This window comes from Glaciimonas sp. OK215 (assembly GCF_057787885.1).
Genome location: NZ_CM173544.1, coordinates 2,918,192 through 2,943,846 on the forward strand (window position 1 = coordinate 2,918,192; position 25,655 = coordinate 2,943,846).

Annotated in this window: 27 protein-coding genes; 13 read left to right on the plus strand and 14 right to left on the minus strand. The window is 58.4% G+C overall.

Going from position 1 to position 25,655, the window contains the following annotated elements:
- Nucleotides 1–251 precede the first annotated feature (251 nt).
- A complete protein-coding gene (locus tag AC3CHX_RS13115; protein WP_488644437.1) occupies nucleotides 252–506 on the plus strand; it encodes a FitA-like ribbon-helix-helix domain-containing protein in 255 nt (84 codons plus the stop codon).
- On the plus strand, nucleotides 503–919 hold the full coding sequence (locus AC3CHX_RS13120) for a PIN domain-containing protein (protein ID WP_488644438.1): 417 nt from the start codon (nucleotides 503–505) through the stop codon (nucleotides 917–919). The genes AC3CHX_RS13115 and AC3CHX_RS13120 overlap by 4 nt, the downstream gene beginning before the upstream one ends.
- A gap of 239 nt (nucleotides 920–1,158) precedes the next feature.
- Here AC3CHX_RS13120 and AC3CHX_RS13125 read toward each other — a convergent pair whose 3' ends face one another.
- Genes AC3CHX_RS13125 through AC3CHX_RS13140 form a run of 4 tightly spaced genes read right to left on the minus strand, consistent with a single transcriptional unit; the run spans nucleotide 1,159 to nucleotide 4,508 of the window.
- Nucleotides 1,159–1,383 (minus strand): EscE/YscE/SsaE family type III secretion system needle protein co-chaperone, encoded by a 225-nt coding sequence (locus AC3CHX_RS13125; RefSeq protein WP_488644439.1) that lies wholly within the window; start codon nucleotides 1,381–1,383, stop codon nucleotides 1,159–1,161.
- A 17-nt stretch (nucleotides 1,384–1,400) separates the two neighbouring features.
- Entirely contained in the window at nucleotides 1,401–2,621 is a 1,221-nt protein-coding gene (gene sctD / locus AC3CHX_RS13130) for a type III secretion system inner membrane ring subunit SctD (RefSeq protein WP_488644440.1), read from the minus strand.
- Between the two features lie 10 nt (nucleotides 2,622–2,631).
- Nucleotides 2,632–4,116 carry an EscC/YscC/HrcC family type III secretion system outer membrane ring protein gene (locus tag AC3CHX_RS13135; protein ID WP_488644441.1) on the minus strand — a complete coding sequence of 495 codons (1,485 nt, stop codon included), beginning with the start codon at nucleotides 4,114–4,116 and terminating at the stop codon, nucleotides 2,632–2,634.
- On the minus strand, nucleotides 4,113–4,508 hold the full coding sequence (locus tag AC3CHX_RS13140; protein WP_488644442.1) for a hypothetical protein: 396 nt from the start codon (nucleotides 4,506–4,508) through the stop codon (nucleotides 4,113–4,115). The genes AC3CHX_RS13135 and AC3CHX_RS13140 overlap by 4 nt, the downstream gene beginning before the upstream one ends.
- Nucleotides 4,509–4,644: 136 nt before the next feature.
- On the opposite strand from AC3CHX_RS13140, the gene AC3CHX_RS13145 reads away from it, so the two are divergent.
- The gene (locus AC3CHX_RS13145; protein WP_488644443.1) at nucleotides 4,645–5,295 is read left to right on the plus strand and encodes a two component system response regulator; all 651 of its coding nucleotides are present in this window, start codon (nucleotides 4,645–4,647) and stop codon (nucleotides 5,293–5,295) included.
- Nucleotides 5,296–5,304: 9 nt separating this feature from the next.
- Here AC3CHX_RS13145 and AC3CHX_RS13150 read toward each other — a convergent pair whose 3' ends face one another.
- Nucleotides 5,305–8,058 carry a two component system sensor kinase gene (locus AC3CHX_RS13150; RefSeq protein WP_488644444.1) on the minus strand — a complete coding sequence of 918 codons (2,754 nt, stop codon included), beginning with the start codon at nucleotides 8,056–8,058 and terminating at the stop codon, nucleotides 5,305–5,307.
- A gap of 188 nt (nucleotides 8,059–8,246) precedes the next feature.
- Between AC3CHX_RS13150 and AC3CHX_RS13155 the strand changes: the two genes are divergently transcribed.
- From AC3CHX_RS13155 to AC3CHX_RS13200, 10 genes are all read left to right on the plus strand, one after another.
- Complete coding sequence (locus AC3CHX_RS13155; protein WP_488644445.1) at nucleotides 8,247–8,615, plus strand: secretion protein; 369 nt, start codon at nucleotides 8,247–8,249, stop codon at nucleotides 8,613–8,615.
- On the plus strand, nucleotides 8,612–10,660 hold the full coding sequence (locus AC3CHX_RS13160) for an EscV/YscV/HrcV family type III secretion system export apparatus protein (RefSeq protein ID WP_488644446.1): 2,049 nt from the start codon (nucleotides 8,612–8,614) through the stop codon (nucleotides 10,658–10,660). Before AC3CHX_RS13155 ends, AC3CHX_RS13160 begins: the two co-directional genes overlap by 4 nt.
- Before the next feature lies 1 nt (nucleotide 10,661).
- Nucleotides 10,662–12,011: an EscN/YscN/HrcN family type III secretion system ATPase gene (locus AC3CHX_RS13165; protein WP_488644447.1), complete on the plus strand. Its 1,350-nt coding sequence runs from the start codon at nucleotides 10,662–10,664 to the stop codon at nucleotides 12,009–12,011.
- Complete coding sequence (locus AC3CHX_RS13170) at nucleotides 11,978–12,367, plus strand: hypothetical protein (RefSeq protein ID WP_488644448.1); 390 nt, start codon at nucleotides 11,978–11,980, stop codon at nucleotides 12,365–12,367. The genes AC3CHX_RS13165 and AC3CHX_RS13170 overlap by 34 nt, the downstream gene beginning before the upstream one ends.
- Nucleotides 12,368–12,370: 3 nt before the next feature.
- Nucleotides 12,371–12,880 (plus strand): hypothetical protein, encoded by a 510-nt coding sequence (locus AC3CHX_RS13175; RefSeq protein WP_488644449.1) that lies wholly within the window; start codon nucleotides 12,371–12,373, stop codon nucleotides 12,878–12,880.
- Complete coding sequence (gene sctQ / locus AC3CHX_RS13180) at nucleotides 12,858–13,826, plus strand: type III secretion system cytoplasmic ring protein SctQ (protein WP_488644450.1); 969 nt, start codon at nucleotides 12,858–12,860, stop codon at nucleotides 13,824–13,826. Before AC3CHX_RS13175 ends, sctQ begins: the two co-directional genes overlap by 23 nt.
- An 81-nt stretch (nucleotides 13,827–13,907) precedes the next feature.
- The gene (gene sctR, locus AC3CHX_RS13185; RefSeq protein WP_488644451.1) at nucleotides 13,908–14,558 is read left to right on the plus strand and encodes a type III secretion system export apparatus subunit SctR; all 651 of its coding nucleotides are present in this window, start codon (nucleotides 13,908–13,910) and stop codon (nucleotides 14,556–14,558) included.
- A gap of 22 nt (nucleotides 14,559–14,580) precedes the next feature.
- The gene (locus AC3CHX_RS13190) at nucleotides 14,581–14,850 is read left to right on the plus strand and encodes an EscS/YscS/HrcS family type III secretion system export apparatus protein (RefSeq protein ID WP_488644452.1); all 270 of its coding nucleotides are present in this window, start codon (nucleotides 14,581–14,583) and stop codon (nucleotides 14,848–14,850) included.
- A gap of 13 nt (nucleotides 14,851–14,863) precedes the next feature.
- Nucleotides 14,864–15,631, plus strand: a complete 768-nt coding sequence (gene sctT, locus AC3CHX_RS13195) for a type III secretion system export apparatus subunit SctT (RefSeq protein ID WP_488644453.1) — start codon at nucleotides 14,864–14,866, stop codon at nucleotides 15,629–15,631.
- Complete coding sequence (locus AC3CHX_RS13200) at nucleotides 15,628–16,680, plus strand: EscU/YscU/HrcU family type III secretion system export apparatus switch protein (protein WP_488644454.1); 1,053 nt, start codon at nucleotides 15,628–15,630, stop codon at nucleotides 16,678–16,680. The genes sctT and AC3CHX_RS13200 overlap by 4 nt, the downstream gene beginning before the upstream one ends.
- A 117-nt stretch (nucleotides 16,681–16,797) precedes the next feature.
- On the opposite strand, the gene AC3CHX_RS13205 is transcribed toward AC3CHX_RS13200, so the two are convergent.
- The 9 genes from AC3CHX_RS13205 to gspF all read right to left on the minus strand — a co-directional run bounded on the left by AC3CHX_RS13205 (nucleotide 16,798) and on the right by gspF (nucleotide 25,648).
- Nucleotides 16,798–17,457, minus strand: a complete 660-nt coding sequence (locus AC3CHX_RS13205; protein ID WP_488644455.1) for a c-type cytochrome — start codon at nucleotides 17,455–17,457, stop codon at nucleotides 16,798–16,800.
- A gap of 8 nt (nucleotides 17,458–17,465) precedes the next feature.
- Nucleotides 17,466–18,746: a SorA family sulfite dehydrogenase catalytic subunit gene (gene sorA, locus AC3CHX_RS13210; protein WP_488644456.1), complete on the minus strand. Its 1,281-nt coding sequence runs from the start codon at nucleotides 18,744–18,746 to the stop codon at nucleotides 17,466–17,468.
- A 131-nt stretch (nucleotides 18,747–18,877) separates the two neighbouring features.
- Nucleotides 18,878–19,777, minus strand: a complete 900-nt coding sequence (locus AC3CHX_RS13215) for a LysR family transcriptional regulator (protein WP_488644457.1) — start codon at nucleotides 19,775–19,777, stop codon at nucleotides 18,878–18,880.
- A gap of 177 nt (nucleotides 19,778–19,954) precedes the next feature.
- Nucleotides 19,955–20,944, minus strand: coding sequence for a beta-propeller fold lactonase family protein (locus AC3CHX_RS13220; protein ID WP_488644458.1), 990 nt, complete (start codon nucleotides 20,942–20,944; stop codon nucleotides 19,955–19,957).
- A 77-nt stretch (nucleotides 20,945–21,021) separates the two neighbouring features.
- The gene (locus tag AC3CHX_RS13225; RefSeq protein ID WP_488644459.1) at nucleotides 21,022–22,152 is read right to left on the minus strand and encodes a YeiH family protein; all 1,131 of its coding nucleotides are present in this window, start codon (nucleotides 22,150–22,152) and stop codon (nucleotides 21,022–21,024) included.
- Between the two features lie 137 nt (nucleotides 22,153–22,289).
- Nucleotides 22,290–23,081 (minus strand): DeoR/GlpR family DNA-binding transcription regulator, encoded by a 792-nt coding sequence (locus tag AC3CHX_RS13230; protein WP_488644460.1) that lies wholly within the window; start codon nucleotides 23,079–23,081, stop codon nucleotides 22,290–22,292.
- An 85-nt stretch (nucleotides 23,082–23,166) separates the two neighbouring features.
- Nucleotides 23,167–23,763 (minus strand): gamma subclass chorismate mutase AroQ, encoded by a 597-nt coding sequence (aroQ, locus tag AC3CHX_RS13235; protein WP_488644461.1) that lies wholly within the window; start codon nucleotides 23,761–23,763, stop codon nucleotides 23,167–23,169.
- Nucleotides 23,764–23,894: 131 nt separating this feature from the next.
- Nucleotides 23,895–24,422, minus strand: a complete 528-nt coding sequence (locus AC3CHX_RS13240; protein WP_488644462.1) for a type II secretion system protein N — start codon at nucleotides 24,420–24,422, stop codon at nucleotides 23,895–23,897.
- A 5-nt stretch (nucleotides 24,423–24,427) separates the two neighbouring features.
- Complete coding sequence (gspF, locus tag AC3CHX_RS13245) at nucleotides 24,428–25,648, minus strand: type II secretion system inner membrane protein GspF (RefSeq protein ID WP_488644463.1); 1,221 nt, start codon at nucleotides 25,646–25,648, stop codon at nucleotides 24,428–24,430.
- Nucleotides 25,649–25,655 lie beyond the last annotated feature (7 nt).

The following is a 25,655-nucleotide window of genomic DNA, read 5'->3' on the forward strand; positions in this document are numbered from 1 at the left end:
CCACAGTGGGCCGCCATTAATTATTAAGCCAGGCCTTCCAAGCTTTCCGCGATAGATGCCAGCTACTAAGGTCCGTATCTGCATTGGTAGTGCAGACCAGTTTTGACAGTCCGTGCATTCGTCTTCTGAAAATGACATGCTTGTTGAGGCATGTAGTAAAACACTGTTTTGCGACATGACGGTGCTCCTTGCGGAAATGCATTCAAATTATTACAATGAATGCGAAGAAGGCATTTTTATGAGGTGATGCTATGGCAATGCTAACAGTACGCAATCTGCCCGACGACGTGCATCGCGCTTTACGGGTGCGGGCTGCTCTGCATGGGCACAGTACCGAGGCCGAGGTCCGCGAGATTCTGGCGAACGCGGTCAAACCAGAGACGCGTGTTCGCGTGGGTGACGCCCTCGCTGCATTGGGTCGTAAGATCGGTTTGACAAACGAGGATTTCGAGGTCTTCGACCAGTTGAGTGACCAGACGCCGGCCGAACCGCTGAGGTTTGAATGATCGTCCTCGATACCAATGTCGTTTCCGAAGCGATGAAGCCAGAGCCGCACCTGTCTGTGCGAGCCTGGCTGAACGATCAAGCCGCCGAAACACTGTACTTGTCCAGCGTGACGCTGGCCGAACTGTTATTTGGTATCGCAGCGCTCCCTGTCGGTAAGCGCAAAGACATGCTGGCACAAGCCCTTGACGGTCTGATGGGGTTGTTCAGGGATCGGGTGTTGCCATTCGACATTGATGCAGCTCGGCGCTATGCCGATCTGGCCGTGACGGCAAAGACCCGCGGCCGAGGATTCCCAACACCTGACGGCTACATCGCCGCGATTGCGGCCTCGCGGGGTTTCATCGTGGCGTCACGTGATACTGCCCCCTATGAGGCGGCCGGTGTATCCGTCATCAATCCGTGGGAAGTGTAATAGATACATGACGATTGAGAACCCGGACGGCACCGGAAATCGGTCGTCGTCCTGCTTTGCGTTGGCGACAATCCACCCATTTTTAGAACGCGCTAAAAGTAGAGGCTCCAAGTGGCAATCGCCAATCGCTGTTTAGCCGTGATGCCACCAATGGCCGTGTTGGGCCGGTCGTGATTGTAAACCCAGAGCCAACTGGTGGCAAAGTCATGCACCTTCCCAATCGAATCGAACAGGTCTATTCATTCCCCGTGATAGCGCCGCCAAAGCGTCGCAATCACGTGCGCAGCCTGGATGCAGGCGTCAAGCTGCAGCGTTATCATCTGACGGCTTTCCAAGGTATTGGGAAGCTGCATTTGCCGGCGCAGCTGTTGCTGTCCAGTTTGCAAACTTGCCAGCAGGGCATGCCGCAACACACCTTGCTTATCCCGATACAAGGCATCTTCTAAATGAGTAATGCGGGCCATTCAATTATCTCTATCAGTTATAAGTTGAGCCGGATTGAAATCAGACGCTGTCCCTTGACCAGCGCCATCGAAGAGGTGCTCAGCGCATCGATCACGTAGCCGCTCGGCAGCATGCTGCCCTGCTGCAGGCGCATGCCATTGGCAAGCTCGACATAGATGGAGTCGGCATTTCCGCCGAGACTGACAATTGCTCCCGGCAAGATGTCTGCTGTCGGCGCAGCAGGCGGAATGTTTTGAAAGCGGGCCTTCAAGCGTGGCGGACCGTCTTCGTTGAACGCGGCAATGACCGCTGCAAGCGCTTGCGCGCGCCGCGCATCCAGTTGCCCGCTGACCAGCAGTTCCTTGCCGGAAACCGAAATACCGAGCCCTTCCAGCAGGGATCGCCGCCTCAGCATGCCGACCAGTTTGTCAAATAGCCCGGCCCGGTCATTCATGACCTGCCAACTGTGCAGGGCCTTGATCGCACGCAGCTGTTCAGTTGTATGCAGCCAGCTGGCATCGGCCAGGATGGCGCCGCGGATCTCGACCGTATCGAGGGTAGCGCCGCCGATCACTTCGACATCGCGATAGCCGTTCAACTCCAGTACGTTATGCACCTGCTTGCGCAAGGTATCGGCACCTACGCTTTCATCGCGAAAAAGCAACCCCTGGTCGCGCAGATGGGTTCGGAATGTCTCTATCGCCTGCGATGACACGCAGAGCCCCTTGAGTATCACACCCCCTTGCCCGTCGCGTTCGGCCCGCAACCCGGCGAAGGCCGGGTCGCTCAGTTGCGCGGAAAGCCATGCCGCTACGTCAAAAGGTCTAACCACGGTCGGTGCTTGCCCGATCAGCAGTACCACTGCCAATACGCCGCCGCACGCCAGCCCGCCGCAGCCAAGCGCAAGCGGCCAGTAGCGTATGCGTGTGCCAGGCGCTGCGCTGCGGGAAGGAACGGCAAGCGCAGGCAGTGCGGCGTCAGGCTCTCCCAGCACGAATGCCTGACCGGCCAGGTCAAGCACGACTCCCAAAGGAAACGGTTGCGCCGGGTCCCATGGATGACCGTCGGCCCAGGCCGGCACCGGCGGCGCGGCTGTCACCCCTGCGGGGGTGATGGAGAGCACCGTCGAGGCCCCTTGTTCGAGCGCCACGGCAATATCGGGATCGACGCCGCCCAGGCGAATTTCACCGGGCGGCAGAGCGAGTTCACGGCCTGCCAGCGGACCGCTTAGCCATTTCAGTTTGAACAGAAAATCCATCAGCACCGCGTCACAATTGGGCCGAAGGTTCGGCCTTGATCAGAAACAGCCGGACGATACGCCTGCTGTTTTTCCGGGTCGAACTAAACAGCTTGCCTAACACCGGGATATCGCCCAACAGCGGAATTTTCCGCTCCGCCTCGCTTTGCTCATCCTGCACAAAACCGCCCAACAGCAAACTTTGCCCGGCCTTCAACAAAGCCTGGGTCGAGATTTCAGAGTTCAGCGTTTGGGGCAATGGCTCCTGCGGGCTGATCGCATTCGCTTGCCGCCCATCCTGGATGGTCAGTGTCAACATGATTTCCGCCTGTTCGCCCGCGCCGATCAGACGCGGTGTAATGCGCAATAGCGAGCCGGTCGAAATCGTTTCGAGTTTCGCCACTTTCTCGGCCAGCAGCTTGGTATAGAACGTGATGTTGCGGTCCAGCACCGCTTGCGTGTTATTCAGGGTGACCACCGACGGACGAGAAAGAATTTGCGCCTTGGCATTTTGCTCAAGGGCATTCAGACGCAGCATGAAATAGCCGGTGTTCGCAATCACCGTCGAAAAATTGTCGGGGGCTTGCGCGCCGCTGTTGAAACTCACCGCGCCGCCGCCAATGCGCGCCGACGCTGACCAGTCAACCCCGAGCGCGCCGAGATCTTCCGAATTGACGTCAATGATGGTCACCGACACTTCGACCAGTGTCGGCCTAAGGTCGAACTGCGCAATCAGGTCGGCATACAGCGGCATGTTGATCTTGCGGTCGCGCACGATCACCGCGTTTTGGCGCGGATCGGCAGAGAACATGGGCAAGCTGCGGTCAGCCGCCGGCTGCTGCGGCTCTTTCAACGGCAAGGTGCGCCCCTGCGCCATTTCCTTGAGCACCGAAACCACGCCCGGTATCGGCACCTGTTGCTTGCGGTAGCTATAACTGCTGTCGACCGCAGTCGCGTATTTCAGTGGAAAAAACCGGATGATTTCCTGATTCTGTTCATGTTTGAGCGTCTGTTCGTCAATGCGCCTGGCCAGCTCAGCAACCCGTTCGATGCAGGCCGGTACGCCATGCACTTCCATCGCATTCGATACCGCTACCGCACGCACCCGGCAGTAGCGCCGATCCAGCAAACCGGTGTCGCGCAATTGACCCATCAAAGTCGCCACCGGCAAGTAGGCCGGTGTAATCAGTTGGTGGCCGACTTCCTGTGCCTTGTAGATATAAATCGCTTGTCCATCGTAGTACCAGGCCAGCTTGTACAGTCGCGCCAGATGGTCGAGCGCCTGCTCCGGCGCCATCCGGCGCACCGTACCGATGAACGCTTCATCCACATGTTTGCTGACAATCACGGGGATGTTGTAGTTCGCTCCCAGGTCGCGCAGCACGTCGGCCAGCTTGCTGCCGCGCGTGGACAGGAAAAAAGGGGCGCTCTGCTTCCATCCGATCGCCGCGAGCGCAGTTGTTGTCAGCGTGAGCGCAACCAGACCCGCCGCCAAATGAAAGGGCTTCCCTTTCATACCCATTTCCCCAAATTGTTTGGTGCAATAGTGTCTTTGGCAGGGCTGCCATGCGTGGCGAGCCAACCTGCGACAGCTAACTGCTGACCCAGGGATGCCTCTAATTCGACCGATGAAATCTGATGCGCATGGCGCCGCACCAGCCATAGCGCGCCGTTCTCCAGCAACAGGCTGTCATCCAGACTGCTGCGCAGCGACGCCAGCCAGAGGCAGGTGCGCAGCAGCCACGCATCGTTGATCGACGCCAGGCCGAGCGCCACGGCGACGCAGATACCCTGCGCGTATTCCCGGCACCAGCCGGGTGTGCCGGCCAGCGCCAACATCCAGCGTCCGCCATTGAATTGCCCGACAGTGACCCAGTCCAGGGCGGCAAGAGAAGCAGGCAATTTCATCAGCCATCAATCGTTTTATGAAGCCTTGTATTTTGAAAAGAAATCCCGATAATGTGAATCAGGTGATGACCTGAACTCTCCTCCGCCACAATCAAGGGCCGTAATTCGCCCCCTCTAGAAAGCGCTATCGACTCCCATGATTTCAATCAACCGCGAAGTACCTGCCATGCACCGGATACTTCTCGTCGAGGACCATTTGCTGCTGAGCGATGGCATCAAGAGCCTGCTGTCCTCGGTGCCGTCGTATCACATTGTGGGAGAGGTCTGCGACGGTTTGCAGGCCTACCAGGCATGTCAGCAACTGATGCCTGACCTGGTTCTGCTGGACCTGGGCTTGCCGGGCATGGACGGCATCGACATCATTCGTCAGTTGAAACAGCGTTGGCAGGAATTGATTATCGTCGTGATCACCGCAGATGCCGCAGAACACAGGGCACGCGATGCGCTGGCGGCCGGTGCGCTGGGCTACGTGCTCAAGAAAAGCTCGCAGCAGACACTGCTGGCCGCATTGCAGATCGCGCTCATGGGTAAAACTTTCCTTGACCCTGCGCTCAATGCGGAGCAGATCACGCAGCGATCAGGCATCGAAGGCCCGACGCGCCTGACGATGCGAGAGGGTCAGGTACTCAAGCTTATCGCAGAAGGCCAGCGCAACCGGGACATCGCCGAAAGCCTGAAGATTTCGATCAAGACGGTAGAAACGCATCGCCTGAACCTGATGCGCAAACTGGATGCACATAACGCAGCGGGATTGGCCAATTGGGCGGTTCGGCTAGGAATACACTGACCACGACCGCTAAGCCCCGCCCTCGGTCGTCAGCAGCTTGCCCAGCTTGTCAATATCCTCCGGGCCGGGCCAACCTCCTTGTTGCAGCAGGACTTCCAGCTGCTCGGTTGCATCCCCCACCCGTTCCACTCCTCCTTGCCCGGCACAGCCTTTCAAGACGTGCAGGAGATCCGTCAGCGCAGCGCGCTCGTGCGACCGCCAGGCCGCGGCTATGCTTTCAAACAGCGACATGAAGGTTGCGTGTAATTGGTCGCGAATATCAGTGTCGGCGAGGTTGAGCAAGGGTTTCTGCAAGGCCTGATTCGGCGCCAGGTCGACGCCGCGCACCAGTTGCAGTGAAGCGGCCGACGCAATCGCCTTCATCAATTGCTCCAGGCCGACCGGCTTGGTCACGATACCGTTCATGCCGGCCGCCTTCACCCGCTCGGATTCCGCCGGCATCGCATTCGCTGTCAGCGCAATAATCGGCGTGTCCTGATCGAGCATGCCGCAGCCCGGATCACGCCAGCGCTGCGTGGTTTCCATGCCATCCATCCCGGGCATCCGGACATCCATCAGGACCAGATCGAATACATGTTGACGGCCAAGCTGCAACGCCTCCTGACCGGACCCCGCAGTCTCCACCTGCTGGCCAAGCTCACGCAACATTTTGCCGACGATAGCGCGGTTAACTGCGACGTCGTCGACCAGCAGGATTTTGAGCATCCATGGGCAAGTCGCCACTGGCATGATCTGGTCTTCGACTGGTTCGTCGTGGAGCAGTGCCGCTACCCGTTGCCACAATCTGCCGGGCAGGTAAACCAGCTCTGCTGCGTCAAGACGCGGATTGGCGCCGGCGTCGGGGGCAATCCCCCAGATGCGCAACTGCCTGTGCAGCGCAGGCGGAGCAAGCAGTGCGCCGGCAAATTTCTGCACGGCGCAAGATGGGCTGCGCACTGGCAATAACAACGTGAAACGCGAGCCCACGCCAACCTGGCTGTCCAGCAGAATCCCGCCCCCCATCAGCTTGGCCAGCCGGGATGCAATCGCGAGGCCAAGACCATTGCCACTCTCATGGGAACGCACCTGCGTGAATGGCCTGAAAATGTCGCGTTGCGCGTCTTCAGGGATGCCTGTACCGGAATCCTCGACCGTGATGGCCAGCATGCCGCCGCGCAGTTCCGCCAGCAGATGGATGTGGCCGTGCCGGGTAAACTTGACCGCATTGCCGAGTAAATTGATCAGAATCTGCTGTACCCGCATCCGATCCAGCAGTATCTTGCTCGGGACATCGGCCATCACCAGCGTGCGTAGCGCCAGCTGCTTCTCTTGCGCCTTGAGGTGGATGGTGAGCATCGCCTGGTCGAGCAGCGGCAGCAGCGCGGTTTGCTCGGATGACAATTCCAGCTGCCCCGCTTCGATATGGGAGAAATCCAGCAAGTCGTTAATGATGGCAAGCAGATAGTCCGATGACAGGCGCGCTGTACTGACGAGTTCCTGTTGCTCCGCCGGGAGCCGGCTGCGCTGAAGCAAACTGAGTGCGCCGACAATACCGCCCAGCGGCGTACGGAGTTCGTGACTGATGCTCGCAATATGCTCACGCTTGCGATGACGCATCAACTCGGCGATGCACCTGGCTTCATCCAGCTCGCGCGTGCGCTCGCATACGCTGCTTTCAAGTGTTCGGTACTGGGTCTTGACGGTGATAAGGAAGCGGTTATATGCCCTGGCAATCCTGCCCAATTCATCTTTGCGCTTTTCAGGCAGATGGTGATTCAAATCGGGTAGCCGTGACTTGTCAATGATCTCGATCATGTGTTGCAATGGCCTCCCCACCTGGAACCTGAGGACCAGAAACATCATCAAGAGCAGCAGCAGCAGCAGCATCAATGTCCAGGGTAGCGTGCCAAGCAACAATACCAGGGCCTTACTCACCACCGCAGAGACAGGGTAACGCGCAACAATCCGCCACGGCGGTCCCGCTAACGGCTTGCAAACAATATAAAAATCCTTGACACGCGTTGCCACTGTCGGGTCGCAATGCGCTAAATCGCTGAATGCAAAACCGGCTTCTTCAGTTCCTTTATTAAAAGCAGGCAGTCCACCGGCATCGCTTTGTATCGCAAACTCGATGGAGTCCTGCAGTGCATGATTGGGTGCCACAATCTCTTTCACCTCAACATTTTTCCCCACCATGATGCCTGTATCGGGCTGTATCACTGCAACGGAAACGTAGCGGTGTTTAGAAGCGCCCGGAAATGGCTCTCCCCAATGATATCCATGCCGGGCAGGCACCTTGGTTAACGCGAGGACTGCCTGCATCCTGCGCCCCAGGTAATCCGGCGCCAGCGAATCCGGCTTGTGAAAAACAATTCCCTGACCGGGCAACAAAAGAAACGCCTCCTCGTGACTGCAGTCGTCAGGATCGCCGGAAATTTCGATGATCTCGAGCGCCTTCCGAACTTGCGCCTGGTTTGGCGCCACCTTGTCAAAAGGCAGGAATACGGCATGCTTTACCGCAACCGACAGAACGGCCCCGCTTTTCAATGAACTCCACAAATTCATCACCGTCTGTATCTGCTTTTCGGCTTGACGATACCGATCGTCTTCCAGATCGACAACATGGCTCAATTTCCATGCCAATTCATTGTGAATGATCTCCATGCTGCGCAAGTAGCGCGAATAAAACATGATGGATTCCGATAAAAACCAGAAAGCGGTGATTCCACAACCGAGAGTAATGATGACGCGCCCTGTCAGTGTGCTTTCCCAAAATTTTCGCATATGCCATTAACTCAAAATGACAGGTTAAAGCCTCGCCAGCCCGACTTCCGGTCGCATCGTGCCAGATCCGTGCACTTTCAGGTCTTTACCTTATAGGCCGGAGCAGCGTCGTTTTAGATCATAGCTACTCCCTGGACTGCATGCGGCTCCGGCCAGCCCGCTTACGGCAACCCACTGCAAGGAATCGGATGGACTTACAAACGGAGCGACGGCTTGAGCAGTTCCTGCGCTTATCGGATTTACCCGTTACCCGGATCGCGCCGCGCATGGAGTTCAGCGTGCCGCCCTTGCGCCTATATATCGAATACGCAGAGGGCCGGATACTGCTGTCGGTGAGCCGGCCGATTGCGCCGGCGCACCGTATCGAGGTGCTGAAAAGACTGCTCGCCGAATGCCAGCCGGCCCGCACATCGGGCGTGCCGGTGCGCGCTTATACACTGCGCGAGCATCAGGTCTTGAGCTGCGCGCCCGCCCCCGGCAGCGAAACCGGCGATTGGATCGCTTGCCACCAGGCGATGCGGCGACTGCTCGAAACATGCGCCGGAGAAATACGATGAAACGCATCAGGGAATGGCTGGCGATCATGGCCGGCCGGCAGGATATTGTACTTGCCGTCATGCTGCTGGTCGCCGTCTTCATGATGATCGTCCCGCTGCCAACCGGGCTGGCCGACTGCATGATTGCCATCAATCTGACGATTTCCATCATCTTGCTGATGATGGCGCTGTATGTCAAAGAGCCACTGGAATTTTCCGCCTTCCCGGCAGTACTGCTGATCACCACACTGTATCGCCTGGCGCTAACCATCAGCACTACCCGTTTGATCCTGCTGCAAGCCGACGCCGGCGCCATCGTGTATACGTTCGGCAACTTCGCGGCGGGTGGCAACCTTGGCGTCGGCATTATCGTCTTCACGATCATCACGATTGTGCAGTTCATTGTCATCACCAAGGGCTCCGAACGGGTGGCCGAGGTTGGCGCACGCTTCTCCCTGGATGCGATGCCCGGCAAGCAGATGAGCATCGACGGCGACATGCGTGCCGGCGTCATCGACGCCAACGAAGCGCGGCGCCTGCGCGGCCTGGTGCAGAAAGAAAGCCAGTTGTATGGCGCCATGGACGGCGCGATGAAGTTCGTCAAGGGCGATGCCATCGCCGGCATCGTCATCATCCTCGTGAATATCTTCGGCGGCACCGCCGTCGGTGTCTTCATGCATGGGATGAGCGCCAGCGTAGCCATCTCGACCTACGCTATCCTGTCGATCGGCGACGGCCTGGTCAGCCAGATTCCCGCGCTGCTGATTTCGATCACCGCCGGCATTATCGTGACCCGCGTACCCGGCGAGCAGCGCAAGAATCTCGCCAGCGACCTGACCGAACAAATTGGCAGGCAGCCTCAGGCATTGATGCTGGCAGCCGGTGTCCTACTCGTGTTTGCGCTAATTCCAGGCTTTCCGGCGATCTATTTCATTCTGCTTGCAGCGCTGGTATTCGGCGCAGCGTGGCGGGTCAAGAAACGCCGCCTCGCGTCCGCGCAAATGGGGAGTGATCCGCATGGCGCGGAAACCGGCAGCGATGCCGGCCAGGCCTTGTCGATGACGCCGGGCGCTGTGCCATTGATGATCCGGCTGTCCGACGATCTCGCACGCTGCGCTGGGCTGCCGGCACAATTCGACGCGTTACGCCGGCAGAAATTCGAACAGCTCGGCATTCCATTACCGGAAATACATTTACAAAAAGATAGTACGCTCGCTAGCGGTTCGCTCCAGATACTGCTCTATCAAGAGCCTGTGCTGGCTATCTCGATACCGGACCGGATGGCGCTTGCGGATGTCGTATCGGCGCCGCTGCCGCAAGCCGCGCAAACGGTCGAGCTGCCGTTCGGCGGCCTGCGCCTGCAATGGCTGGATGCCGCCATGCACGACACCCACGCGGCGCCCGGCGTGACGCTGTATCACGACGAGTCCAGGATCGTCCATTGCCTGTCGATTGTCATCGACCGCTATGCCGCCGAATTCATCGGCGTGCAGGAAACCCGCTTCCTGATGAATGCGATGGAAAGCAAATATGCCGAACTGGTCAAGGAAGTGCAGCGTCAGCTGCCGATCGGACGTATCGCCGACGTCTTGCAGCGCCTGGCCGGGGAAGGCGTTTCCATCCGCGATCTGCGCAGTGTGTTTGAAGCCTTGATCGAATGGGCGCCGCGCGAGAAAGATCCGGTGATGCTGGTCGAGTATGTCCGCATGGGCCTGCGCCGTCATATCGTCACGCGCTATCGGGCCGGTCAGCCCTGGATCAGCGGATGGATGGTCGGGGACAGCATCGAAGGCTTGATTCGCGAAGCCATCCGCCAGACGTCGGCCGGATCGTATTCGGCGCTGGAAGCGGAGCACAACCAGGCAATCGTCGAGTGCATCCGCGCCACGGTCGGCAATAGCGAACTGCGCAAGACCGTACTGATCACCGCGATCGACGTCCGCCGTTTCCTGCGCAAGATCATCGAACGCGAGTTCTTCTGCCTGAATGTGTTGTCTTTTCAGGAAATCGGAGACGAGTCCGAGTTGCGCGTGATGGGCAATGTCGATTTGATCGGCGCAAGCTAGCATGCGCGCCCCCGATAGCGCCACCATCGCGACCCTGCTCAGGCAGCGGCTGGCCCCGGCCCAGGCTGTGGCCAACGGCGGCATGGCACCGGGTGAATCCGTGTGTGGCCGTGTCACCGAAATAGGCCCCACCTTGTTGCGGGCCTCGCTACCCGGCGTCGGCCTGTCGGAGTCATGCCGTCTCGAACCTTCCGGGATTGAAGCCGAGGTGGTTTCCGTACAGGGCGACTTTGCGCTCCTGTCACCCTTCTCCGAGCCAATTGGCGTAACGGTCGGCAGCCGGGTGTGCGCACTCGGCCGGCCGCACCGGATTGCGCTGGGCTCCTTTTTGCTCGGTCGCGTCGTCGATGGCATGGGACGGCCGCTCGACGACCTTGCCCTGCCCACGCAATGCGAATACCGGAGTCTGGAACGCAACGCCCCGAATCCGCTCACGCGCCAATTGATCGATACCCCTCTCCCGCTTGGGGTGCGGGCGATCGATGGGATATTGACGTGTGGACGCGGCCAGCGTATCGGCATCTTCGCGGCGACAGGCGGCGGCAAAAGTACGCTGCTCGGCATGATGTGCGACGGCAGTCTGGCCGACGTCATCGTGCTCGCATTCATCGGCGAGCGTGGACGCGAAGTGCGCGAGTTTCTGGATCACACGCTTTCCAAAGAGGCGCGTGCGCGCACGGTCGTGGTTGTCTCCACATCCGACCGCCCTGCGCTGGAACGGCTCAAGGCAGCGTATGCCGCCACCACGATCAGCGAGTATTTCCGGGATCAGGGCAAGCACGTGCTGCTGATGATGGATTCCCTGACCCGCTTTGCCCGCGCCTCGCGGGAAATCGGCCTGGCCGCCGGAGAACCGGCGGCGGCGGGCGGTTATCCGCCCAGTTTCTTTGCCCGCCTGCCGCGCCTGCTGGAACGGGCCGGGCAGGCACAAAGCGGCAGCATCACCGGCATCTATACCGTGCTGGTCGAAGGCGACAATCCAAACGAACCGGTAGCGGATGAAGTCCGTTCGATTCTGGACGGTCATATCGTGTTATCGCGCAAGCTGGCCGAGGCCAATCACTATCCGGCGATCGACATCGGGGCCAGCGTGAGTCGCGTCATGGGGCGGATCGTCGATGAGAATCATCGCCGTCAGGCAGGCCGCTTGCGCCGCTTGCTGGCGGTCTACCAGGAAATCGAACTATTGGTTCGCATCGGTGAATACCAGGAAGGCCAGGATGACGAAGCCGACGAGGCGCTCTTCCGGAAAGAAGCAATCCGTCAGTTCTTGTGCCAATCGGTAACGGAGAAAAATGATTTTGAAGAAACCACCCAATGGCTATGGAAAACAGTCGAACAACAACCCTGACGACGCTACTCTCCATCAAGGTACGGCACGTGCGCAGCATCCGCGCGGCGCTAGCCAGGCTGGGCCGGCAGGAATCGGCGTTGCTGGACAAAAAAAACAAACTGATGCTGCAACGCCAGCAGCTGTTAGACAGATGGCGCCATTGCGGGGTAGCGCAACAAGTACTCGATCATTCCGCATGGCAGGTACTCAAAGCCGAATTGGCCGGCTACTACCAGCTGGATCAGCACATTCTCAGCCTGGTCGATGCATTACAAGCCGAGTGGGTTCAGCTGCAAACCGACAGAGCCGAGCAACAACGATTGTTGCGCCAGGCATTGGTGGAACAGGAAAAATTCAAAACCCTTATGGAGTAAGGCATGCATATTCTGAATACCGGCCAGCGCCATGCCGCAAGCCGTGCCGACAGCGGTACCAAGCAGCGCGAATCCGATCAAGATGCCTATCGGCGCTTCGCGGCCCTGTTAAGCGAACCGACCCCGCCATGTGGAGTTGCCATGCCTGCGCAATCCGCGCCGCCCCGATCGGTTCCACGCGCCTCGGTGCAGAAGAATCCTCATGCGGTCGGCAGCGCAGGCCGTCATGGCACGTGCCAGGCTGCAGCGGCGCACGGTGTCGCGATCCGGACCCGCTCAGGCCGGGCCACGCTGGAGGTACTCCATTTTCGTTTAATCAACGGCCCTCTCGCGGATTTGGAAATCGAAGCCCGGACCCACGGTGAAGCGCTGTCGCTGCGCGTGACAGTACGCGACCTGCAGCACTTCGAGCGCATCGTAGGAGATCGCAAACAGCTGGCGTCCGCGTTAGCGCAGCAATTCGATCGTCCGGTGTCATTGGAGCTGTTGCATGCAGATTCCACGGCTGAGTGAGGCGGCCGGCCGGCTGTTGCGCAAGGTCGGCAACGGTCGCTGCATGACGGCAGAGCATGGCGGCTTGACGCTGAGCTACCGCCGGGCCGGCGGCGACGGACTCATCCTGTCTGCAACGTTGGAAGATAAACCGCTGCGTTTGTGGCTGGACGAAACCCAGTGGTGCGGCTGGATCGCACCCATGCTGGCAGCACCCGGCTGGGCCATGATTCCCGCCGAGCTCCAAGAGATTCTGGCGGCCTGGACGCTCGCCAGCGCAGGTGCGTGTCTTGACGCCTGCGACTTGACATGGCCGTCAGGCAAACAGATCGAGCGTGACTACCTCGCGCCGGCTGCGGATTGGTGCCTCCGTTTCGAGCAAGCAGGACGCCGGCTCGATGCACGCCTGCTCGACGCCCCGCTGGCGTGGCTTGATACGCTGACGGACTATCTGCTGCCCATCGAGACGGAAAATACCCAGGAGATACGGATCCCGGTTGCACTGATTGCCGGTTGGAGCCTGCTCGGTGCAGCGCTGGTGCAGCGCCTGAAGACGGGCGATGCGCTATTACTGCACCATGCCTATCCAGTCGCCAACGGAGAATTCGGTCTTTTCATGCATCAGCCGCTCGCTCACCTGTATTCCGACGCGGACGGCACTTATCGAATCGAGAATGTAATGGATGAGTTCAAGGATGACTTCAATGACTGGCTCGACCTGAGCCCTGCCCCCCCGGGAATAACGACGCCAGCCACCCAGGACGCGCTGCTCGCCATCGTCGTCGAAGTGGCAACGCTCGAGGTCGCACTGAGCGAACTGGCAAATATCAAAGCCGGCGACGTGCTGTCCGGTGCCACTCACACAGATGGCCTCGTCACACTCAAAGTCGGCGGCCGCCGTATCGCACGCGGCACGCTGCTTGACATCGACGGCCGGCTGGCGGTCAGGATCGAAAGCCTCAGCTGACAGCTCAGGTATTGGCCCGATGGGCAGTTCCCGCAAAAATCCGAATACTGCCGAGGTTGACGCACTTTCCGGAATTCGCCCATGGCCCTGCTAGACCAGCCGCTGCAACTGATTGTTTTGCTGTTTGCCCTCTCGATCCTGCCGCTGTTTGTGGTGCTGGGCACGTCGTTTCTGAAACTTGTCGTGGTCTTTTCCCTGTTACGCAATGCGCTGGGCATCCAACAGATCCCGCCCAACATCGCGCTGTATGGCCTGGCCTTGATCCTCACACTGTTCATCATGGCGCCGGTTGGATTGGCGATTCAGGACAATCTTGCGGCCAACCCGGTGAAAATAGAATCGACGGCGTTCTTTCAGCAGGTCGAAGCGGGCATTCTGACGCCGTATCGCGCGTTTCTGGAGCGCAACACCACACCCGAGCAAGTGCAATTTTTTGCCGACATCGGCCATACCACCTGGCCGGAAAAATACCGAAGCCGGATTCCGGACAATTCGCTGCTGGTTCTGATGCCCGCTTTCACCGTCAGTCAGCTCATCGAGGCTTTCAAGATCGGCCTGTTGCTGCACCTGCCATTCGTCGCGATTGATCTGATCGTTTCCAACGTGCTGCTGGCGATGGGGATGATGATGGTGTCCCCGATGACGATCTCGATGCCGCTCAAGCTGCTTGTCTTCGTCCTGTTGAACGGTTGGGAAAAACTGCTGGGACAACTCGTCCTGTCGTTTGCCTGATCCAGCCGGGACTGTCGCAACCATGAGCGAAGCCATGATCACCCAGCTCGCCACGCAAATGATGTGGCTCGTGCTGCTATTGTCGTTACCCGTGGTGGTCGTCGCTTCCATCGTCGGCATTCTGGTCAGCCTGCTGCAAGCGTTGACACAGATGCAAGACCAGACTGTCCAGTTTCTTATCAAGCTATTGGCCGTGGCCGTCACCCTGGCCGGTACTTATCACTGGATGGGCGATGTCTTGCTCAACTATGCGGGCCTGACGTTCGACCAGATCAGTCAGATGCGGCACTGACGTGGAACAGTGGATGCAATGGCTGCCGGTACTTGGCATGTGTATGCTGCGCCCGCTCGGCGTCATGCTGCTCATGCCGCTCTTCAACGCGGCGCACCTTGGCGGTTCCCTGATACGCAATGCGCTCGTATTGATGATCGCCTTGCCGGTATTGCCTCTGTACGGGGAATGGTCCGCCCTTGCCGGCGCCGACACTGCGTGGCGCTGCATCATGATTGCGGCGGGCGAGCTCGGCATCGGTCTGATGATAGGTTTCTGCGCCGCCATTCCGTTCTGGGCGCTGGACATGGCAGGCTTTCTGATCGACACGCTACGCGGCGCATCGATGGCGAGTGTCCTCAATCCTCTGCTCGGACAACAGTCATCGCTGTTCGGCATCCTGTTTGCCCAGGTTTTCAGCGTTCTGTTTCTGGTCACGGGCGGATTCAACGAACTTATTGCTGCAATCTATCACTCGTATGCCACGCTGCCGCCCGGCACAGCGCTCCGCTTCGGCCCGGGATTTCTCGCGTTTCTATCACGGCAATGGCAGCTCATGTACGACCTGTGTCTGCGTTTTTCGATGCCTGCCATCGTCGTGATTCTGCTGGTCGATATGGCACTTGGTCTGATTAACCGGTCGGCACAGCAGTTGAATGTGTTCTTCCTGGCTATGCCGATCAAGAGCGCGTTTGCCTTGCTGATGCTGATCATGTGCCTGAATTTCGCTTTTGGCGGCCTGCTTGAGCGGACCGCGCAGTTTACGCGGCATGCCCAGGCACTACTGGAACTGCTGCGATGAGCGAAAAGAGCGAAAAACCGACCGCGAAGAAATTGCGCGATGCCCGCAACAAAGGACAGGTCGCAAAGAGCGTTGAAATCACGAGCGGAGTGCAACTGGCGGTTTTGCTTGGCTATTTCATGTTCGAAGGCCCCCATTTGTTCCAGAGCCTGCAGGCGATGATCGATGTCTCCATCAATGTCATCAACCAGGACCTGGCAAGCGCGCTCAATCAATTGATCGGAACCTTCTGCGGCATCGTCCTGCGCTTCGTCGGCGGCATGGCCGCGCTGGTGATAGTGATGACTGTGGTCGCCGTCCTCTCCCAGATCGGACCGCTGCTGGCGACGGAAGCCATGCAGCCGTCGCTGGACAAACTCAATCCGCTGGCGAATCTCAAGCAGATGTTTTCGATGCGCAGCCTGTTTGAGTTGTCGAAATCGGTTTTCAAGGTAGTGATATTGTCCTTGATTTTTTTCTACCTGATCCGGCAATACAGCCCGTCGCTCCAGTTTTTGCCCCTGTGCGACGTCGCCTGCGGCATGCGCGTCAGTACCCAGCTTCTATTCTGGATGTGGGCGGCATTGATCGGGTTCTATATCGTCTTCGGCATCGCCGATTTTTCCTTCCAGCGCCACCACACAACGCAGCAATTGATGATGTCGATCGATGACATCAAACAAGAGTACAAAAACGCCGAGGGCAACCCGGACATCAAGCAAAAGCGCAAGGAAGTCCACCGCGAGATTCAAAGCGGCAGTCTCGCCGCCAATGTCGCCAGGTCTACCGCTGTAGTCCGCAATCCCACCCACCTGGCGGTTTGCCTGTACTACCAGCCCGGCGCCACGCCGCTGCCGCAGGTCATTGAAGTCGGCCGCGCTGAAGTCGCGCTGCATATCGTCCGTCTCGCAGAGGAAGCGCAGATTCCGGTGGTAGAAAACATCGGCGTCGCGCGCGCGCTGGCTGCGCAAACCGAGGTGGGAAGTTATATCTCGCCCGAACTGTTCGAACCGGTGGCGCACATTCTGCGTCTTGCGATGAACCTGAGGTATGACGATGAAGAAACTTGATGTCGATAGCGTGAAGTTCGGCATGCCCGTACCGGTTTTTACCTACTATATGGCGTCCGGCATCCTGGTACTGCTATGCACCGGTTCAGCCCAGGCGCATGCGGACAGCGGCGCATTTCACTGCTTCAAAACAAATTCAGCCAGAGCGCGCACCTCTGCCGGTTGCAGCTGGGCATACGGCGGCATCGGGACTGCCCCCCATTTCCCCGAGCTGCCGTTGCGGATGGTGGCTTCCAGCTTGCTGACGGCCTGCGGATCGGCGCGATACTTGCGTGCCACATCACGATACGCCGGCCCCACGATTTTCTTGTCGATGGCATGGCAACTCAGGCAGTTGTTCGCCGTCAGAAGTGCTTTGGTATCGACGCTGTTAGCCGCCGCCAAAGCCGTGGCCGGTGCGCTGGCACGGGACCCCGGTTTGGGCAGCGCAGCGATCTTGAGGTCTGCCGGCAACTCGCCTTGCCTGGCGCTGCCGTAAGCAACTGCCAGATAGGCGCCTACTTTTTTGACATCGTCAGCGCTAAGGGATGCGCCATACAGATGCTGCATCTTGCCGACCTCACCCGTCCATTGGCTCAGCGTCATGCCGGGCGCTTGATATCGTATGTAGTCGGCAGAATGACATATCGCACATTTTTGCATGGCGATCATATAACCGGGCAACGCAGAAATTTTCAATTTCGCGGTTTCCGGGGGCAGCTTACCGACGTCTGGCGCAGCCTGCGCCAGCATCGCCATGGCGGCCAGCAAGAAGCCGGCGCAGGTATGAGTTATCAATATTTTCCTCAGGCAATGGTCACGTGATACGACTCGATGGCGTGGCGCCGGTAGCCGCCTGGATTCCAGTCGGCGATGGCTGGCTGTACTTCGTCCCGATTGTTGCTGGCACGGACCTGGAGCACAGCGCTGCCTGTGCGTCCGAAACTGACCGCCAGGCGCCACTCGCGGAACGAGTAGCGGCCCAGATCCGGGCCGAGCCTGGCTGGACGCCAGCTGCGTCCGCCGTCGATCGACACATCTACGCTCTTCAGGCCGGCGCCGCTATCGAACGCGATGCCCTTCAGCTCAACCATGCCGCCGGCCCGCATGACGCTACCGTTCGCTACGCTGGTGATGAAACTGCGCACCGGCAAGGTCGAGATCGCCCTTGTCTTGTCCGGCGCGGTGCCGGGGGCGACGCACAGGCAGTCGTTTTCCGGCACCCGATAGGCGCTGGTCATGAACAGGGCATCGCGGCCGTCGAAAATGTGATCGATCACCGCGATTTCCGACAGATGCTTGAGCCAGTAGGTACCGAAATAACCGGGAACGATGAGCTTGAGCGGATACCCATTCAAAAACGGGATGTCTTGTCCGTTCATGCTCCAGGCCAGCAGCACTTCAGGGCTTAAGGCGTGCGCGACATCCAGCGCTTTTCTGAAATCCGACGTGGCGGGCAGCAGCGGCCGGTCGAGGCCATTGAAGATGACCTGCTTCGCACCGGCGGCGATGCCTGCCTTTTCCAATACGGCCTTCAGCGGCACGCCAACCCAGCGCGCATTGCCCATCGCGCCATGCGCCAGCTGCGCACCGAACACACGCGGCGACGAAAAACCGCGGCTATTTCCCGCGCACTGATTCACCGCCACGATTTCAACCGGCTCGGCCAGCGTTTTGAGTTCCGCCAGCGACAGGTTAAGCGGCTTGCTGACCAGTCCCTGAACAGTCAATCGATAGGTCTTCGGGTCGATCGACGTGGGGATATTGGCCAGATGGTAGCGCACGAAAAACGCATCGTTGGGAGTGATGACAGCCTGATTAAATACCTCGAACGGGGTTTCGAGATGCGGCGGGCGCGTAGTGACGCGGATCAGCGGGCGCTTTTGCGGATACGCCACCAATTCGCGCGGACCATCCGCAAACGTCACACCTTCAGCCGGCGCTTTGGCAGAAGCGGCGAGGCTCGCCAGCGGCGTCGCGGCCAGCCCTGCCGCGACCAGGCCCGCTCCCTGCATGAAGCGACGTCGCGACAACCTGGAGGTTTCGGGCGCGCCGGGCAAGGCGAGGTTATGCAGGTCAGGGTTCATAGGCACGGTCTTCTGGATTAGGTTGGGTAAGACTCGCAGCAAGGTCCGCCATGACGGAAGTGCGAGCCGGTTGATCCCGAGCAGTCTGGAAGCCTGTCGGACTTAGCGGGAATCGGCTGCAAAAGCGGCCTTTAACGGGTCCATTCCCGACAAAACTGGCGGAAATGAATCAGCCGCGGCGACAGGATTTTATATTTGCTATAGACCAGATAGAATCCTCTGCTCAATGCGGGCAGCATCGTCTTTAGCTCGACCAATCGCCCCATTTCGATGATGTCGCTAACCACACAGCGCGACAGGCAGGCCAGCCCCAAGCCTTCCGCCGCCGCATACTTGATCGCTTCCGAATTCCCGAATTCACAAACGGTGTGGAGTGAATGCAGATGCGGCAACAGGGCCTGCTCGACGGTTTCGCGCGTGCCCGACCCCGGTTCCCGCATTAGCCAACCCGCCTCACGGAGTGATTTTAAGGAAATCCTGCCCGCCGGATTGCCGGCGACAAGCGGATGCGTCGGCGCCGCTACCAGAATCAGCTCATCGCGTATCCACGGCTCTACTTCCAGGTCCGGCGCATGACTGGGGCCTTCAATCAGTCCGATATCTACCTCGAAATTGCTGACTGCCGCCGCAATATTCTCCGTGTTGGCGATCGTCACGCGGGGATAGTGATTTGCGCTCCTGTAAATGGAACCGGCCAGCATTTTCGGTAACAGGTAGCTGCCAATCGTAGTACTCGCACCTATCCGCATGCCGTTGCCTGTCGTTCCCGTCGAGGGTGCGAACTGTTGCTCCAGGCTCATGGCCGAATCGAGTATCTGCCGCACTTGCGGCAACATCAGGCGCCCGTTATCGTTGAGCAAAAGCCGCTTGCCGACGCGATCGAATAATTGAATATTCAACAGCCCCTCCAGTTCGTTCAAGGCGGCACTGGTCGCGGACTGCGACAAGGCAACCATATTGGCGGCGGCGCTGGTGCTGCCTTCTTGCGCGACTGCGAGAAATATTTGTAATTGCCTGAGAGTGAGTCGCATTGGCGCGCTTGATTTCCTCTGAAATTTTTCCTTCAACTGGGACAAGGCATGCCCAGGCCCTTAGGGAATATATAGCGGGAACCGCGATTTGTGTACTTTTCAAGTCAATAACACCGTCTGCCTGCTCAAGCACGTCAGCGTACCTGAGCCGGTGAATATTACGGTGATGCGCTTGCGCTATTCCGGGCTGATCGCTGCAACAATTTTCTTCGTCTCCAGATCGACTCTGGACAGGCTTAAATCCTCATTCAAAACGAATGCCGTTTTACCGTCATGGGTGAAGACGATCGCCTGGCGCGGCTGTTTGAATCCGCTGACGGTTGCGCTGACTTTCATCGATGGCAGGGAAATCACGGAAAGCGTGTTGTCGGCCAGATTGCCTGAATACACCTCGCCTTCATTCGGTGTGAGCGCTGCGCCATACGGATCTTTGCCCACAGGAATGGTCTTCAGAATTTCCTTTTTATCGATATCCACGACGGCGATGCTATTGCTCCCGCTGTTGGCGGCGAACAGGGTTTTACCATCCGCCGTTACGGAGATCGCGCGAATTTTATTGAAGCCCCCGATCTCACCTTCGATCTTGTTGGTTTGATTGTTGACGATGCTGATTTTATCGCCCAGGAAATTCGTCACGTACAGCTTTTGACCGTCAGGACTGAGCTTCACGCCCTGGCGCGGTTGCGCAAAACCGGTAATCACCGCCTGCGTTTTTTCTGTATCGAGGTCGACCACCGTCACGGTGCTTGCCGCCTGATTATTGATGTACAAGGTTTTTCCATCTTTGCTGATGGCAGTACCAAAGGCACCCGCACCAGCTGGGATCCTGGACAAGGTTTTGAGAGTGGCGGTATCGATTTTTTCGACCACGCCGAGGCTGCTGTCGGACACGTAAAAGACCTTTCCCGACGGCGCGAATACGATATTGCGCGGCGTGACATAGCCTGGCAAAACAGCGCGCACCTTGTTGCTCTTGAGGTCGTACACCAGAACCTCCGGGCGTTCGCTATACGACACCACCGCGGTCGTTTCATTGGGACTGACGGCAAGAGAGTTGTTATGGATGCCGCCATCGAATGTCCAGCGTGCAGCAGCATGAACCGGACCAAGAGCAGCGCATGCTGCGGCAGCAAACAGCGCTGTTACGACATTATTTCTTGACAGCATGGTTATTTTCCCTATTTCGTGAATGTATGCAAAGCCCCGAACGTCTGCAGACCTTGCAGTGATGAATACGCTGTCGCTCAGCCCAACCAAGTCATTACTGCGGCATTGATACCCATACCGCCAACGATAAGCCATGTGAATAACACCGCAGCAAGGAGCAATGGCTTGACGCCGGCCTTGCGGATTGCGGACACATGGGTTGTCAAGCCTAATGCGGCCATTGCCATGGCCAGTATCACGGTATCGACATCAATTGCGCGGGAGACCAGCGCCGGCGGCAGAAAGGCGAGCGAATTGAGTCCGGCGACAGCAACGAAAATCAGCGCGAACCAGGGAATAACGATCTTTCCCGGCTTGTTGTCTGCATGGTGTAAATCGCCGGCGTTTTTCTTCGATGCGTCGCTACGGTTGAGATAGGCCGATAAAATAATCAGAAACGGGGCCAGCATCATTACCCGCACCATCTTGGTAATCACCGCTGTGTTGGCGGCATCGGCGCTGATTGCACGACCGGCGGCAACCACCTGAGCGACTTCATGCACTGTCGACCCGGTAAAAATACCGAAGGCATTGGGCGTCACATTCAACCAATGCAATTGTGCATTCAGATGGTAAAGCGCAGGATACAAAAAGATCGCGAGGGTCCCGAAAACCACCACCGTCGATACCGCAACGGTGACTTGCTCTGCACGGCCTTTGATCACAGGTTCTGCGGCCATGACGGCAGCCGCGCCGCAGATAGAGCTGCCGGCGCCGATCAGCATGGCGGTTTTTTGATCGAGCTTGAAGACCTTGGTGCCGAGAAACCAGGACAGGCAGAAAGTGCTGCTGAGTACGGCCGCATCAATGGCAACACCGCTCATGCCAACGTGGGCGATATCCTGGAACGTCAAGCGCAAGCCGTAAAGAATGATGCCGAGCCGCAGCAGATTTTGCTTGGAGAAAAGCACGCCGGGCGCACTGGCCGCAGCGATGCGGGGATAGAGGGTATTGCCTATCAACATCCCCAGTACGATCGCAATGGTCAACGCGCTAATGCCATTCGACTGCAGAAACGCTATTTTTCCCAACAGGATGGAAAGGCCGGCAACCGCTACGGAAAGCGCCAGCCCTGGAAGATAACGATAGAAGGTTGTTGCCGCAGACGGATTTTGCTGTTGTGGAATATCTGCCTGAGCGCGTGGCGGTAAGACTATAGCTGAAGTCATTTTCGAGCTCCTGATTGTATGAGCTCAACTGTAGTCGTTTGGAAAATACCTGTAAAACGCGTATTATTTGTAATATCTACCTAAATAACAGGTTAATTTACTGGATCGCATCGGTTGTAGTATCGGAACCGCGACAACTAATCGGTAATTTTGGCGGCAACAAACACATTCGTATTCGCCTCTTTGAACACATCGACCAGCGATTCCGGTATCGGCTGATCGGTGAACAAGGCGTCGATCCTGGATAACTCACTCATCTTTACCAATGCCGGACGCATGAATTTGGAATGGTCCGCGACCAGGAATACGGTGCGTGAATGGGCAATAATGGCCTCGGCCACACGTATTTCGCGATAATCGAAATCGCGCAAAACGCCGTCCGGATCGATACTCGAAATCCCGATAATCCCGAAATCCACTTTAAAGCGTTGAATAAAGTCGATGGTTTCTTCGCCGGTGACACCCAGGTCGCGTGCTCGCACCACGCCGCCGGTGATGATGACTTCGCAACCGGGATAGCCGCTCATGATCGCGGCGACGTTGAGATTATTGGTGATGACGCGCAAGTTGCGGCGACGGCTCAGGGCCTTGGCGACTTCTTCCGTGGTGGTGCCGATATTGATGAACAAGGTCGCCTGATCGGGAATGTGCTCCGCGACCAACGCCGCGATCCTGCGCTTTTCCTCGGATTGCAATCCTTTCCGTGCGCCGTAGGCAATATTCTCTGCACTGGATGGCAGGCCGACACCGCCGTGATAGCGCTGCAGCAGATTCAGTTCCGCCAGCATATTAATGTCGCGCCGGATGGTTTGCTGCGTGATCTGGAAACGATTCGCCAGATTTTCTACGGTGACAAAACTCTCGCGCTGGACGTAACTTAATATTTCCTGCTGGCGGGCATTCAGTGCGAACGTCGGTGTCTGGGCCATATAACGAATTCCGTCTCGGGGTCTTTAGTCAAAAATAAAAGGAATTGCGCATTATCTTTGATTTTTCTGTTGATCTGAATATTGATTATTCTGCTTGTAGTGCCGCTAATGCCTGACGACGAACCTCGCCACCGACATCGCCACGTATCAAAGTAGCCGCCTGCAGCGCCAGATAAGCACGCACACCGGACTGCCGCAACAATGGCTCAACAGCGCGCAGCGCGGCGATCAATTGGGGCGTCAGCCGGTCCAGTATCGGCCGTACGTCACGACCGAGGTCGGGCGCATCGCCAAACTTATAGCCGGGCGCAGCCGTCTGACGCCAAGCGGCCAGCAAATTCTTTTGCAGAATTTTGCCGGCGTCAAACTGGTTTTGAAAAAATTGACGAACAAATAGCGGGTCAAGACCGCCTGTTGCAGCGGCTTGCATTGTCACCTCATCGAGAATCTGCAGCTCGCGCCGGGGATCATCGACTGCGGCGCCGGAATTCCATTTGGCTTTGGCGACTTGCGACCCGACGCTCAGGCGCTGATCCATCAATTCAAGCAAATGGTCGATTTTTTGCGCATCGCGAGGAGAAATAACGACGCTCTGTCGCCCCTGCGCATCAGCAGTCGATAGCGGCAGATGTTGGCAGGCACTCAACAATCCGACTAGCAGCAGGCAAGACAAACGCCACATGCATGACTGCGCACGACAGGCAAAACGCGTTTTGGCAAACAACATAAAATCCTTTTTACTTTGGGCGGCGCCGGAATGTCGCTATTCTGAACGATTCACACATTCGTGCAACAACGCCATCTTGGTTCCCGTCACTTGTCCGCTGCGCCCGATGTTGGCGGGTATGCCGGTACATCCTGTCCGCTAGCTGCCTGCGCGGATACGGGCGACGCCGTTGACAGCCCGGATTTCGGCACCGCATCTTCAGGCAGCATCACCCGCTTCAAAATGCCCCCTTCAGACAGCAAGACATACGTGGCATGCACCTCTTTGACGCTGGTTCCAGAGAGCAATTCCTTCCCCACCTTGAGCGCCCGTGCCGGCTTGCCGTCGGCACTCAGTATGGCAACGCTTTCCTCGTCTTTTTTCGCCGCGACCACACCCAGTAGCCGGTAATTGCTGGCGACCGCTACCGTCCCGCGCCCGCCAAACAAGCCGGCCGCCAACCTGACGTCGATCTGTGCGTGCTGCGCCTGCGGCGGCGCTGCGAGCGCACGAATCGGGGGCTTGACCAGTTGCATCGTCCAGTAAGCGCTGCAAGCGCACAGCAGCATGAACAGCAGCAGGCTGAGGAGTTCCGGCAGACGCCTGGCGAATTGTTTACTTATTTGTCCGTTCATTTGCATTAGTGCACCAACTGGTTGATTTCAATAATCGGCATCAGCACCGCCAGCACGATCAACAATACCACCACCCCCATCGCCAGGATCAGCGCCGGCTCGAGCAAACCGGCAATGGTCATTGCGCGCCGCTCCAGATCCTGCTCCTGCGCACTGGCGGCCCGCTCCAGCATGGCTGGCAATTCGCCGGTTGCTTCGCCGGCACGGATCATGTGGATCAGCATCGGCGGAAAATGCCGGTGCGCCGCCAGCGCCCGCGCCAGGCCGACACCCTCGCGCACGCTGGCGGCGGCGCTGTCGACCTGCTGCCGCAGCGCGACGTTGGAAAGCGTATCGCGACTGGTTTGCAATGCCTTCAGAATCGGTACGCCGGAGCCGGTGGTAATCGCCAGCGTACGGGCGAAGCGGGCGGTATTCAGGCTGCGCTCGAATTTGCCGTACAGCGGTGCGCTCAGCAGCCAGATATGCCAGCGCATCCGGGTCGAGGGATTCTTGAGCGCAGTACGCCAGCCGTAGCACAACGCGATCGCCGCCATCAGTACCAGCCAGCCGTAGTTGCGCACAAAGTCGGAAACGGCCAGCATCAGCACGGTCAACAGCGGCAATTTCTGCTTGGTATTGGCAAACACCGAGACAATCTGCGGCACCACATACGTCAGCAGGAAGATTACGATAACGAACGCCACCACCGTCACGATGGCCGGATAAGTGAATGCCAGTTTCACCTTTTGTACCAGCGCATTGCGGCCTTCTATGTAATCCGCCAGCCGCGACAGCACGCGCGACAGCTGACCGATCTGCTCGCCGGAGGCCACCAGCGCCCGATAAATTTCGGCAAAATCGCGCGGATGCGCTGCGAGCGCGCCGGACAACGACGCCCCGCCCATCACATCCGAGCGAATCGATCCGATCAGATCGCGCAAATAGCTGCGCTCGGCCTGTTCCAGCAACGCCGTCAAGGCTTGCTCCAGCGGCAGGCTGGCTTCCAGCAAACTGGCCAACTGGCGTGTAAACAAGGCGATCTCAATCGTCGACAGATGCTCGCCAAAGCCACGCCGGCGCAGGTTGCCGGCGCCATCTACCTGCTGCGCAACCAGCTCTACCGTCAGCGGCAGCAAACCCTGGGCGCGCAGATCGGCACGCGCCGTTTTGGCACTGTCGGCATTCATCACGCCGTTGCTGGTGCTGCCGGCGGCATTCACCGCTTCGTATCGAAATGCTGGCACGCTGTCC

Bases quoted from the DNA above. Each gene is read 5' to 3' on its own strand.
- sctQ (WP_488644450.1), top strand. From the start codon at position 12,858: ATGCAGATTCCACGGCTGAGTGAGGCGGCCGGCCGGCTGTTGCGCAAG.
- AC3CHX_RS13220 (WP_488644458.1), bottom strand. From the start codon at position 20,944: ATGCTGTCAAGAAATAATGTCGTAACAGCGCTGTTTGCTGCCGCAGCA.
- AC3CHX_RS13120 (WP_488644438.1), top strand. From the start codon at position 503: ATGATCGTCCTCGATACCAATGTCGTTTCCGAAGCGATGAAGCCAGAG.
- AC3CHX_RS13190 (WP_488644452.1), top strand. From the start codon at position 14,581: ATGAGCGAAGCCATGATCACCCAGCTCGCCACGCAAATGATGTGGCTC.
- AC3CHX_RS13175 (WP_488644449.1), top strand. From the start codon at position 12,371: ATGCATATTCTGAATACCGGCCAGCGCCATGCCGCAAGCCGTGCCGAC.
- AC3CHX_RS13160 (WP_488644446.1), top strand. From the start codon at position 8,612: ATGAAACGCATCAGGGAATGGCTGGCGATCATGGCCGGCCGGCAGGAT.
- AC3CHX_RS13135 (WP_488644441.1), bottom strand. From the start codon at position 4,116: ATGAAAGGGAAGCCCTTTCATTTGGCGGCGGGTCTGGTTGCGCTCACG.
- AC3CHX_RS13165 (WP_488644447.1), top strand. From the start codon at position 10,662: ATGCGCGCCCCCGATAGCGCCACCATCGCGACCCTGCTCAGGCAGCGG.
- sctT (WP_488644453.1), top strand. From the start codon at position 14,864: ATGCAATGGCTGCCGGTACTTGGCATGTGTATGCTGCGCCCGCTCGGC.
- AC3CHX_RS13125 (WP_488644439.1), bottom strand. From the start codon at position 1,383: ATGGCCCGCATTACTCATTTAGAAGATGCCTTGTATCGGGATAAGCAA.
- AC3CHX_RS13170 (WP_488644448.1), top strand. From the start codon at position 11,978: ATGGCTATGGAAAACAGTCGAACAACAACCCTGACGACGCTACTCTCC.
- AC3CHX_RS13215 (WP_488644457.1), bottom strand. From the start codon at position 19,777: ATGCGACTCACTCTCAGGCAATTACAAATATTTCTCGCAGTCGCGCAA.
- AC3CHX_RS13140 (WP_488644442.1), bottom strand. From the start codon at position 4,508: ATGAAATTGCCTGCTTCTCTTGCCGCCCTGGACTGGGTCACTGTCGGG.
- AC3CHX_RS13200 (WP_488644454.1), top strand. From the start codon at position 15,628: ATGAGCGAAAAGAGCGAAAAACCGACCGCGAAGAAATTGCGCGATGCC.
- AC3CHX_RS13150 (WP_488644444.1), bottom strand. From the start codon at position 8,058: ATGCGAAAATTTTGGGAAAGCACACTGACAGGGCGCGTCATCATTACT.
- AC3CHX_RS13240 (WP_488644462.1), bottom strand. From the start codon at position 24,422: ATGAACGGACAAATAAGTAAACAATTCGCCAGGCGTCTGCCGGAACTC.
- AC3CHX_RS13115 (WP_488644437.1), top strand. From the start codon at position 252: ATGGCAATGCTAACAGTACGCAATCTGCCCGACGACGTGCATCGCGCT.
- AC3CHX_RS13230 (WP_488644460.1), bottom strand. From the start codon at position 23,081: ATGGCCCAGACACCGACGTTCGCACTGAATGCCCGCCAGCAGGAAATA.
- sorA (WP_488644456.1), bottom strand. From the start codon at position 18,746: ATGAACCCTGACCTGCATAACCTCGCCTTGCCCGGCGCGCCCGAAACC.
- sctR (WP_488644451.1), top strand. From the start codon at position 13,908: ATGGCCCTGCTAGACCAGCCGCTGCAACTGATTGTTTTGCTGTTTGCC.
- sctD (WP_488644440.1), bottom strand. From the start codon at position 2,621: ATGGATTTTCTGTTCAAACTGAAATGGCTAAGCGGTCCGCTGGCAGGC.
- aroQ (WP_488644461.1), bottom strand. From the start codon at position 23,763: ATGTGGCGTTTGTCTTGCCTGCTGCTAGTCGGATTGTTGAGTGCCTGC.
- AC3CHX_RS13145 (WP_488644443.1), top strand. From the start codon at position 4,645: ATGATTTCAATCAACCGCGAAGTACCTGCCATGCACCGGATACTTCTC.
- AC3CHX_RS13225 (WP_488644459.1), bottom strand. From the start codon at position 22,152: ATGACTTCAGCTATAGTCTTACCGCCACGCGCTCAGGCAGATATTCCA.
- AC3CHX_RS13155 (WP_488644445.1), top strand. From the start codon at position 8,247: ATGGACTTACAAACGGAGCGACGGCTTGAGCAGTTCCTGCGCTTATCG.